9 protein-coding genes and 1 pseudogene are annotated in these 9,476 nt (G+C 68.0%); 3 read left to right on the top strand and 7 right to left on the bottom strand.

The annotated features are described in order from the left end of the window. Positions 1-192: 192 nt before the first annotated feature. Together mutS and mutL are read left to right on the top strand one after the other, a co-directional pair. Positions 193-2,913: a DNA mismatch repair protein MutS gene (gene mutS, locus FJT57_RS11490; RefSeq protein ID WP_238993978.1), complete on the top strand. Its 2,721-nt coding sequence runs from the start codon at positions 193-195 to the stop codon at positions 2,911-2,913. After that, positions 2,906-4,391 (top strand): annotated as a pseudogene (gene mutL, locus FJT57_RS11485) (DNA mismatch repair endonuclease MutL). The gene mutS and the pseudogene mutL overlap by 8 nt, the downstream one beginning before the upstream one ends. Before the next feature lie 60 nt (positions 4,392-4,451). Here the strand turns inward: mutL and FJT57_RS11480 are convergent. Then, positions 4,452-4,724: a DUF7573 domain-containing protein gene (locus FJT57_RS11480; RefSeq protein WP_144905294.1), complete on the bottom strand. Its 273-nt coding sequence runs from the start codon at positions 4,722-4,724 to the stop codon at positions 4,452-4,454. A gap of 156 nt (positions 4,725-4,880) precedes the next feature. Here FJT57_RS11480 and FJT57_RS11475 point away from each other — a divergent pair, with 156 nt between their 5' ends. Then, positions 4,881-5,126 carry a hypothetical protein gene (locus FJT57_RS11475; protein ID WP_144905292.1) on the top strand — a complete coding sequence of 82 codons (246 nt, stop codon included), beginning with the start codon at positions 4,881-4,883 and terminating at the stop codon, positions 5,124-5,126. Positions 5,127-5,154: 28 nt separating this feature from the next. On the opposite strand, the gene FJT57_RS11470 is transcribed toward FJT57_RS11475, so the two are convergent. The 6 genes from FJT57_RS11470 to FJT57_RS11445 all read right to left on the bottom strand — a co-directional run bounded on the left by FJT57_RS11470 (position 5,155) and on the right by FJT57_RS11445 (position 9,320). Continuing rightward, positions 5,155-5,907 carry a coenzyme F420-0:L-glutamate ligase gene (locus FJT57_RS11470; protein ID WP_144905289.1) on the bottom strand — a complete coding sequence of 251 codons (753 nt, stop codon included), beginning with the start codon at positions 5,905-5,907 and terminating at the stop codon, positions 5,155-5,157. Positions 5,908-6,244: 337 nt separating this feature from the next. Next, on the bottom strand, positions 6,245-6,865 hold the full coding sequence (engB, locus tag FJT57_RS11465; RefSeq protein WP_144905287.1) for a GTP-binding protein EngB: 621 nt from the start codon (positions 6,863-6,865) through the stop codon (positions 6,245-6,247). 71 nt (positions 6,866-6,936) lie between these two features. Further along, positions 6,937-7,500, bottom strand: a complete 564-nt coding sequence (locus tag FJT57_RS11460) for an NUDIX hydrolase (RefSeq protein ID WP_144905285.1) — start codon at positions 7,498-7,500, stop codon at positions 6,937-6,939. A gap of 71 nt (positions 7,501-7,571) precedes the next feature. Then, positions 7,572-8,078 (bottom strand): DUF5809 family protein, encoded by a 507-nt coding sequence (locus FJT57_RS11455; protein ID WP_144905283.1) that lies wholly within the window; start codon positions 8,076-8,078, stop codon positions 7,572-7,574. Positions 8,079-8,279: 201 nt separating this feature from the next. After that, the gene (locus FJT57_RS11450) at positions 8,280-8,771 is read right to left on the bottom strand and encodes a DUF5810 domain-containing protein (RefSeq protein WP_203229155.1); all 492 of its coding nucleotides are present in this window, start codon (positions 8,769-8,771) and stop codon (positions 8,280-8,282) included. A gap of 75 nt (positions 8,772-8,846) precedes the next feature. Then, complete coding sequence (locus FJT57_RS11445) at positions 8,847-9,320, bottom strand: GNAT family N-acetyltransferase (protein ID WP_238993977.1); 474 nt, start codon at positions 9,318-9,320, stop codon at positions 8,847-8,849. Between the last annotated feature and the right edge of the window lie 156 nt (positions 9,321-9,476).

Below are 9,476 nucleotides of genomic sequence, written 5' to 3'. Positions count from 1 at the left end.
CTGGCTCAATGCTCCAAACTAAACACTACCCGTCGCGTTCCCCCGCCGCTTTTGGTCTTCGACGGCCCTCCGGTAGGTATGGAACGGGCGAAGTCAGACGCGGACGAGGAGCCGAACGCGCGCGACGGCGACGCGTCCACGCCCGATGCGGACGCCGAGACGGATCTTCGGCCCGAGGGGCCACCGGAAAAGATGCTCGCGCGCCGGGAGGAACTCACGCCGATGCTCTCGCAGTACCTCGATCTATGCGAGAATCACCCCGACGCGGTCGTGCTCTTTCAGGTCGGCGACTTCTATGAGGCCTTCTGCGAGGCCGCCGAAACGGTCGCGCGGGTCTGCGAGGTGACGCTGACCCAACGCGAGGATTCGACGGGGACCTATCCGATGGCGGGCATTCCGATCGATAACGCCGCCTCGTACCTCCAATCGCTGCTCGACGCCGACTTCCGCGTGGCGATCGCCGATCAGGTCGAAGAGGCCGAGGAGGCGTCGGGGCTGGTCGACCGCGCGGTGACGAGCGTCGTCACGCCCGGAACCGTCGTCGACGACGAACTGCTCGACCGCGCGAGCGCGACGTACCTCGGCGCGCTCGTCGGCAGCGACGGAGATCGACCGGAGGCTGGCAGGGACGACAACGCGGATGTCGACGCCGCGCTCGCGACGCTCGACGTCTCGACGGGCGAGTGTCAGGTGACGAGCGCGTCCGACGATCGGATCCGCGACGAGTTAGAACGGCTCGCACCAGCGGAGCTACTCGTCGGTCCCGGCACCGACGTCGACGCCGCGGCGCTCGGCTTCGAGACGATGGTGACCGATCACGAGTCCGCGACGTTCGAGATTGAGCGAAGCGAGCGGACGCTCTCGCGGTACGTCGCCGAGCCGAAAGCCGTCCTCGATTCGGCGAGCGAGCGCCGCGCGGTCGGCGCGCTCCTCTCGTACGCGGAGTACACACAGGGCGACGACGGCGCGCTCTCGTACGTCTCCCGCGTTCGCCGGTACGACCTCCGGCAGTCGCTTCGACTCGACGCCGCGGCGATGCGGAGCCTGGAGCTGTTCGACTCGCGGCACCCCGGCCGCGGCGAGACCCTCCTCGGGGCGGTCGATCGGACCGCCTGCGCGCTCGGCCGCCGGAAGCTCGAAGCGTGGCTCCGACGCCCGCTCGTCGATCGAGAGCGGATCGAGCGACGACACGACGCCGTCGAGGAACTGCTCGATCGCCCGCTGTGCAGAGAGACGCTCGCGGACCACCTCGCGCAGGTGTACGACCTTGAACGGCTCGCAGCGCGGGTCGCCCGCGAGCGCGCGAACGCCCGCGACCTCCGCTCGCTGCAGACGACGCTCGCCGTGGTCCCGGACGTGATCGACGCGCTCTCCGACGTCGATTCCGAACCCCTCCGAGAGCTTCGCGACTCCTTAGACGAACTCGCCGACGTCCGCGAACTGATCGAGCGGGCGATCGTCTCGGACCCGCCGCAGGAGATCACCGAGGGCGGCGTCGTCCGCGCGGGCTTCGACGACGAGCTCGACGCGGTCAGAGAGACCGAGCGCGAGGGCCGCGAGTGGGTCTCGTCGCTGGAGGCGCGCGAGCGCGAGCGGACCGGTATCGACTCGTTGGAGGTGGGGTACAACCAGGTCCACGGGTACTACATCGAGGTGACGAATCCGAACCTCGACCGCGTGCCCGACGAGTACACGCGGCGGCAGACGCTGAAGAACGCCGAGCGGTTTTACATTCCGGAACTAAAGCGCCGCGAAGACGAGATCCTCTCCGCCACCGAGCGCGCCGATTCGCTGGAATACGAGATCTTCTGCGACGTCCGCGCGCGGGTCGCCGCCGAAACCGACCGGATTCAGTCGCTCGCGGCTGCGCTGGCCCGCCTCGACGTCCTCACCTCGTTCGCCGCCGTCGCCGCGAGTCACCGGTACGTCCGCCCCGAGATGGGCGCGGAGCGGCTCAGTATCGAGGACGGTCGACACCCCGTCGTTGAGCGGACCCAAGCGGAGTTCGTCCCGAACGGGATCGACTTCTCGGGGGGCCACGTCGCCGTCATCACCGGTCCGAATATGAGCGGGAAGTCCACGTACATGCGACAGGTCGCGCTCGTGAGCCTGCTCGCGCAGGCCGGGAGCTTCGTCCCGGCGAGGGCCGCCGAACTGCCCGTGCTCGACAGCATCTTCACGCGCGTCGGCGCGTCCGACGACATCGCGGGCGGCCAGTCGACGTTCATGCGCGAGATGACGGAGTTGACGGAGATCCTCCACGACGCCACCGACGAGTCGCTGGTGCTGCTGGACGAGGTCGGCCGCGGCACCTCCACCGCGGACGGTCTCGCCATCGCGCGGGCGACCACGGAGTTCGTTCACGACGAGGTCGGCGCGACGACACTCTTTGCGACGCACTACCACGATCTGACCGATCTGGCGGCCTCGCTGCCGAACGCGTTCAACCTCCACTTCACGGTGAGTAAGTCGAGCGACGCCGACAGCGACGGGACGCACCGGGAAGCGCCAGCGCGCGACGCGGACGTGACGTTTCTGCACCGCGTCGCCGAGGGAGCCTCCTCGTCGTCCTACGGGGTCGAGGTCGCGCAACTCGCGGGCGTTCCCGACCGCGTCGTCGAGCGGGCGCGAGAGTACCTGCGGGCGTCGCCGACGGAGCACGCCGACACCGACGGATCGCCGACGGTCGACGAGCGGAACGATACGCTCGCGGCGTACGTCGACGGTCTCGACGACGGCGACAATTCCGACGACCTCAAAGACGAAGGTTCCGACGGCACGACGGCGTCCGATCCGCTGACCGACGACGAGCGGGCCGTGCTCGACGCGCTCCGTGAGGTCGATGTCGCGCGGACGACGCCGCTCGAAGCGCTCAACACGCTGGAGGACCTACGACGCAGACTGGATGAGTGATCCCGCTTCGGAATCGGACCGCGCAACCGCCAGCGTCCACCGACTCGACGAGGCGACGATTGCGAGCGTCGCCGCCGGAGAGGTCGTCACCCGCCCCGCAGACGTCGTCGTCGAACTGATCGAAAACTCCCTCGACGCGGGCGCGACTCGGATCGAGATCGAGGTCGCGGGCGACGGTACCGATCGCGTCCGCGTCAGCGACGACGGCCGCGGGATGAGCCGCGCCGACACCGAACTCGCGGTCGAACGACACACGACGAGTAAGCTCGAACCCGGAGCATCGATTTCGGCCGTCGGGACGCTCGGCTTTCGCGGCGAAGCGCTCGGGAGCATCGCGACGGTCGCGACCGTGGAACTCCTGACGAACGACGGCGGGCCGCGAGGGACGCGCGTCGTCGCCGAGGGACCGGAGGCGAGCCGAATCGAACCCGCGGGACGCGCTCGCGGAACGACAGTCACCGTTCGTCACCTGTTCGCCGACACCCCCGCACGGCGGGAGTCGCTGGGAACCGCGCGGACGGAGTTCGCCCGCGTGAGCGACGCCGTGTCCCGATACGCGCTCGTGCGCCCGGACGTATCGTTCTCGCTCACACACGACGGCAGCGAGGTGTTCTCGACGCCCGGGACCGGCGGTTACGACGACGCGCTGCTCGGCGTGTACGACCGCCAAGTCGCCGCGCGGACGATCCGCTTCGAGGCGACCCGGGACATCGAAACGGGACCCGGCGGTTCGCCCGCCGAAGTCGACGTTGAGGGGACGCTGGTCCAACCCTCGATCACCCGCGCTCGCCGCGAGCACGTCTTCGTCGCCGTCGACGGCGGACCGCCGCCGGGCCGAGGCGCTCTCGATGGATCTCGGCGATTCGCTCGAACCGCTTTCGGAGGCCGAATCCGCGTTCGACGACGTGCGCGTGATCGGACAGTTCCGCGGGCTGTATCTCCTTTGTGAGTTCGAAGACGACCTGCTGGTCGTCGACCAACACGCGGCGCACGAGCGGGTGAACTACGAACGGCTCCGCGAGGCGGTCGACGGATCGGTTCCGACCGCTCCGATCGACCCGCCAGAGAGCGTCGAACTGACGCCAGCGCAGTTCTCGGTCGTTCAATCGGCGATGAGCGACCTCGACGCGCTGGGCTACGAGATCGACTCGTTCGGCGAGACGACCGTGCGCGTCAGGAGCGTCCCCGCGCCGATGGGACGCGCCGCGGCACCCGAGAGCGTCCGCGACGCCGTCGACGCGCTCCGCCGCGAGACGTCGCCGGAGCACGGCCGTGAGAAGATTCTGAAGGATCTCGCGTGTCACCCGTCGCTGAAGGCGGGCGACGAACTCGACGACGGGAAAGCCGCCGCGCTCGTCGAACGACTCGGCGCGTGCGAGAACCCCTACGCGTGCCCGCACGGTCGGCCGACGGTGCTCACCGTCGACGAGGCAGCGCTCGTCCGTGGGTTCGGTCGGCGTGGCACGCGAATGGACTGAGGGGAACGTCGGAAATCGGGCGAGACGGATTCGCGCACACCGGGCGCGACGCGGGTTTCGTTACCAGTCTTTGCAGTCCGCACAGACGTGCCCGCCGTCCTGCGACCAGCGGCGATCGACGGTCTGCCCGCACTCGGCACACTCGACGCCGTCGGGGTCCCACTGGTACGTCGTCGCCGCCGGGTCGACGTCGTCGGTCTGCGTGTCGACGTTGGTCCGTGTGCCGTCCGTGGCTTGTGCGTCGCCCTCGACATCTATGTCGGACTGGACGTCGTCTCCGGGATCCCCGTCGACAGTTCCAGCGAACTCGTCCAGCGAACGATCCCGACTCATACACCCCACCAGTGGCGGAAGCGGCTTAGCCGTGGCGACTTTCCGCATCGCCGGACAGAGGCCAACGCCGCATCCACGAGGAGCTGCCGACGTTCCGCATCGCCGGGAAGCAGCCGATTCCCGCACACACATATACGATGGTGCCCAACGACGGGTATGGTCACGGTCATCGACTTCGTCGCGGAACTGCTCACGAGTATCGTCGGGCTCGTCCAGATATTCCTCTTCGACGTGCTCCTCGGCGTCGATCCGATCACCGCACTCTCCTTCCTCGTCGGGGGCGCGTTGACGACCGCCGCGGTCGCGTTCTTCGGCTATCTCGCGCTGGGCGCGCTGGTGAACCAACTGACCGGGCTCGGCGCGAGCGCGCCGGATTCGTCTCCCGGTCGGCCGTCCCGGTAAAGGCAGTTCCCCGTACCGCGCCGCTTTTTCACTCCTTGGACCACGCGCGGAGCGCACGCCGCACGACGTCGGTTTCGACTTCGCGGAAGTGCGCGTCGCTCTCTCCGTGGTCGCCCCACTCGAAGTCGCGGACGACGACGACGGGCGTCCCGCCGTCGCCCTCGCCTGCGAGGAGGTTCGCCGCCGCCGCGAGTTCGTCCGCGACGCTCTCGACGGTGACGCCGAGTTCGCGTCCGTCCCTGTCCGTCTCGCCGCGCCAGTCTCGGCCGGGCGAGAGCCCGTCCCAGCCGATGGCGACGCCGCGCTGGCCGTGGCGGAACGGCCGCCCGCACGTGTCGGTGACGATCACGCGGTCGGCGGGAAGCCCCTCGCGAATTCGGGCCGCGCTCTCCGAAGGACGCTTCGGAAGTAAGAGGAGGTCGGCGTCGGAGGCGTTCGAACGGTCGATCCCCGCGTTAACCCCAATGTGTCCGAACCGGGTCTCCGTGAGCAGGAACGGCGTTTCGAGGAGTATCTCGACGCTCTCTTCGAGGACGGCCTGGACGAACCACGGCGGCGTCTCCTCGCCCGTTTCCGCTTCGAGAGCCGCGACCAACTCTCTCGCCCGCGGCCCGGGGGAGAAATCCAATCGGTCGGCGGCGCGGCCTTCCGCCTTCGAGACGACTGTTGACGCGACGCAGACGACGTCGTCGGGGCGGAGGTCGACGCGCTCGCGGATCAGCGCGGCCAGGTCGTGCCCCGGCCGCACTTCGGGGAGGTCGGGGACGGCGAACAGTTCCATCGCGTGGAGGACCGTGCGCACGACACAAAAAGCCGTCAGGTGCTGGAAACCGTCTCCGGTAGTCGGAGCCGCCGGCCACCCGGCGAATGCGGCGTGGGACGACCACTCGGCGGGAGGCAGTTACACGGCAGTAAGTGGAGCCGAGCAAACGAGGGATACTTCACGCCCGCGTGCCGATACGAACTCGGTGGCGATGACGAGGGTTACCCCCACTCAGCCCCTTGTGATGACAGATTCTCACCGAGCCACCGTTACTACTCGACGCGATGGTGTCGTTCGAGAGGAGACCGCGAGCCGCTGTGATGTCACGCCTCACTGACGCGAGAGAGCGCACAGCTCAGGTGACGAACTTCAGCAGGTCGTCGCGCTTGTGGTCGTGAAACCGCGTCTGCAACGCCTCGTTCAACGCGCCGATGTCGCCGCGTTTCGCGCTGATCGGCGCGATCGTCTCGCGCCACTGCTTCCACGGCGGGTGGAGGCCCAGTCGATCGCACAGCTCGTCGAGGCGCTCGTCGCGGTCGTCCACCTTGTCCATCTTGTTGACGGCGACGATCGTCGGGACGTCCAGCTCCCAGAGGAAGTGAAACAGCTCGACGTCGTGAGGGATCTCGTCGGGGCCGGAGTGCCGATCGATGATGTCGATGACGCTCTTGCCGTCGACGACCAACACCGCCGCGAGGATGTCGTCGGCGTTCGATTCGATGTACCGGACGATGTCGGTCTTGATCTGCTCGCGGTGCGTCTCGTCGACGCCGGACATAAAGCCGAATCCGGGGAGATCGGTGAACATGAACTTCTCGGCGTTCCAGTCGAAGTGGTTCGGCGACCGCGTCACGCCGGGCTTCTTCCCCGTCGTGAACTTCGAGTGGCCGGTCAGCTCTCTCATCAGCGTCGACTTCCCGACGTTCGACCGGCCGACGAGGACGACCTCCTCACGGTCCGGGCGATCTTCGAACATAGCTGAGAGAGACGCTTGCGTCGGTTAACGCTGACGTTCAGCGGCGCGCAGTCGGCGGCGAGGGGCGGAGATCACAGCAGGCCCTCCTCGCGCGCCAGCAATACACCTTCGAGCGTGGCGTCGTTCGTCGGTTGCCCCCGCGCGACGTCGATCGCCTCTTCGACCGGTACCGACCGAACCGAGAGGAACTCGTTCTCGTCGAGGTCGCGTTCGACGGGCGTGAGATCCGTCGCGAAAACGAACCCGCGGCGGTGCCGGAGGACGCCGGTCGAACACCACAGCTCTTGGAGGAGTGCCGTCGTATCGGCCGCGAATCCGGTCTCCTCGCGGAGCTCACGCGTCGCGGCCGCCGTGTATGATTCGCCGCGTTCTACGATTCCCGCCGGGAGTTCCAACTGCGTCTCGCGGATCGTCGGCCGGTACTGCTCGACGAACACCAGCGAGTCGTCCTCGACGGCGACGACGACGACCGCCGTGGCGAGTTCCGCCCAGTAGTAGCGCTTCGTGGACCCGTTCGGCTGCTCGACGAGGTCGTAGCCGCCGGTGTACCAACCGGTCTCGTACTCGGTCGCTGACTCGTGAACGGGCCACTCTGGTTCCGAAAGCGGCTCGTGTCTGTGTCCGTCGTCGATCATAGTAAACAGTGCAGCAGGCGTCGGCTTAATCGTGGTCACTCCTCGACCGCAGTGCCTGATTCCTCGCCTGCTCATTCCGCCGTCGAATCGTCCGCTTCCGCCGAACCATCCCCTTCTGTCACCGAATCATCCGCTTCCGTCATCGAATCGTCCGTCGCGTCCTCGAAGCGCGGGCGGTAGATGCGTCCGAACGCCTGGCGGCGGAGCGTTCCAACCGCGGCCTCGCGCTCGTGTTGGTACGTCGCGGCGACGACCGTCTCGGCGAACGGAGCCGCGTGCCAGACGACGCGCGCTACCTCGTCGCTGCCGAGTCGTACCACGTCGTAGGCGGGGTGTTCGTCGAGCCACGTCTCGAATTCGTCCACCGTGCCGATCGAAACGGCGAGCCGATCGGCGAACAGCACGTTTCGCGCCCGTTCGACGACATCGCTCGTCACCCGTTCGCGGTACTCCTCGCGGTCGAACTCCATCGCCTTCGCCGTCTCGCGGACGACCTCCCGCGCCGTCGGCCCGGCGGCCTCGAACGCCGCCCGCGCCTCCGCGACCGACTCCGGCGACAGCGTTCCCTCGGATTCCATACGTGTGGCTCCGGGATTCACGAACAAACGCTTTCGGTCTCTCGTCGACGATATTTTATGAGTGATCACGGGACCAGATGCCCCGTGACGTAGCAACGGTCCCGCGCCGTTCCGCGGTTGTTCGGCACGTCGGCGCGGGAGCGGGTCGCGAACCACGGCGATCCGATGGACGTGCCGACTGTTCGCTAGCTGCCACCCGCCTCAGTCGTGACTGTCGCTCTCGGGCGGTTCGCGGTCCTGTGTGACGTCAGCCTCGGGGTCCTGAGCGCTCTCTCCCTCGGAGTCTCGGTCGAGCATTTCGGCGGTCATCGACCGCGCCTCCTCCAGTATCGCCCTCGTCTCCTCGTCGAGCGCGCCGCTCCCGGCAGCCGCGGTCATATCGGGGTCGATACCGCCGGATCCCCCGACATCCGCGTGGTCGTGCTGTTGGCGGTGTCCGTCGTGGCCGTGTTGGCTGTGGCTGCCGTGTCCGTGTACGGTGTCCTCGAAGACCTGTTCGTAGTCGGCTTCGTCGGCCATATCAGCCACTTTGGGGGCGAGTTCCGCCTCGCCGTTGGCCGCCCAGTCGAGGACGTGTTCGTCGAGCCACGCCTCGTGTTCGTCGCCGTGGACCATCGCGGTGAACGCGAGGTGGTTCGCGAGGTGCGTCGCGTCCTGCTGGGGACTCTCACAGACGGGACAGGCGAATCCCATAGCCGCGGGTACGTCGCGGCCGTACAAGTGCGTGTGGTTCCGAGTCTCGACTGAGCCCGGAGACGCTCGCGAACGTCACGCCTCCGAGCGCCACGCGTCGACGTCGACGACGAGAATCAGCGCGTCCTCACCGTCGCCGTAGTACCGCGGCACGCGCCTCGTCGGCTCGAACCCCTCCTCGCGGTACAGCGAGCGGGCGGTCTGGTTGCCTTCCCGCACTTCGAGTTTCACGACCGCCGCACCGGCGAGGGCGAGCCCGAAGAGCGCCTCGCGGAGGAGTCGTCGACCGATTCCCTTCCGCCGCGCGTTCGGCCGCACGGCGAGGTCCTTGATGTGACCGATGTCGCGGCCGTGGTTCGGCATCACGTCGCCGACGACGTATCCGAGGACCGTCCCCGGGCCGTCGACGCCGTCGCCGACGGCGACCAGGAACGCCGGTGCGTCGAGCACCGACTCGAACGCGGCGTAGGGCCACGGCTCGGAGAAGGCTGTCCGCTCGATCCGGAGGACGTCGAGTAAATCCGCACGGTCGGCGGGGCGAACGGTGATTTCGGACGCGGTTCCGGTCGGTGCGTCCGGCGGCGGTTCACCGCGCTGGGACCGCTCGTCGCCGTACGAGTCGCTCACGAGGGACCGTTCGACGGTGAGCGTCAAAAGTCCGCTGGCTCTGACCGCGAAACGTCCGCTGGCACCTGCCGGACGCTG

It is taken from the genome of Halobellus captivus, from assembly GCF_007655485.1.
GTDB classification, from domain to species: Archaea; Halobacteriota; Halobacteria; order Halobacteriales; family Haloferacaceae; genus Haloquadratum; species Haloquadratum captivum.
This window is presented reverse-complemented; position numbering and strand designations above follow the sequence as displayed.

Bases quoted from the DNA above. Each gene is read 5' to 3' on its own strand.
- mutS (WP_238993978.1), top strand. From the start codon at position 193: ATGCTCGCGCGCCGGGAGGAACTCACGCCGATGCTCTCGCAGTACCTC.
- FJT57_RS11480 (WP_144905294.1), bottom strand. From the start codon at position 4,724: ATGAGTCGGGATCGTTCGCTGGACGAGTTCGCTGGAACTGTCGACGGG.
- FJT57_RS11475 (WP_144905292.1), top strand. From the start codon at position 4,881: ATGGTCACGGTCATCGACTTCGTCGCGGAACTGCTCACGAGTATCGTC.
- FJT57_RS11470 (WP_144905289.1), bottom strand. From the start codon at position 5,907: ATGGAACTGTTCGCCGTCCCCGACCTCCCCGAAGTGCGGCCGGGGCAC.
- engB (WP_144905287.1), bottom strand. From the start codon at position 6,865: ATGTTCGAAGATCGCCCGGACCGTGAGGAGGTCGTCCTCGTCGGCCGG.
- FJT57_RS11460 (WP_144905285.1), bottom strand. From the start codon at position 7,500: ATGATCGACGACGGACACAGACACGAGCCGCTTTCGGAACCAGAGTGG.
- FJT57_RS11455 (WP_144905283.1), bottom strand. From the start codon at position 8,078: ATGGAATCCGAGGGAACGCTGTCGCCGGAGTCGGTCGCGGAGGCGCGG.
- FJT57_RS11450 (WP_203229155.1), bottom strand. From the start codon at position 8,771: ATGGGATTCGCCTGTCCCGTCTGTGAGAGTCCCCAGCAGGACGCGACG.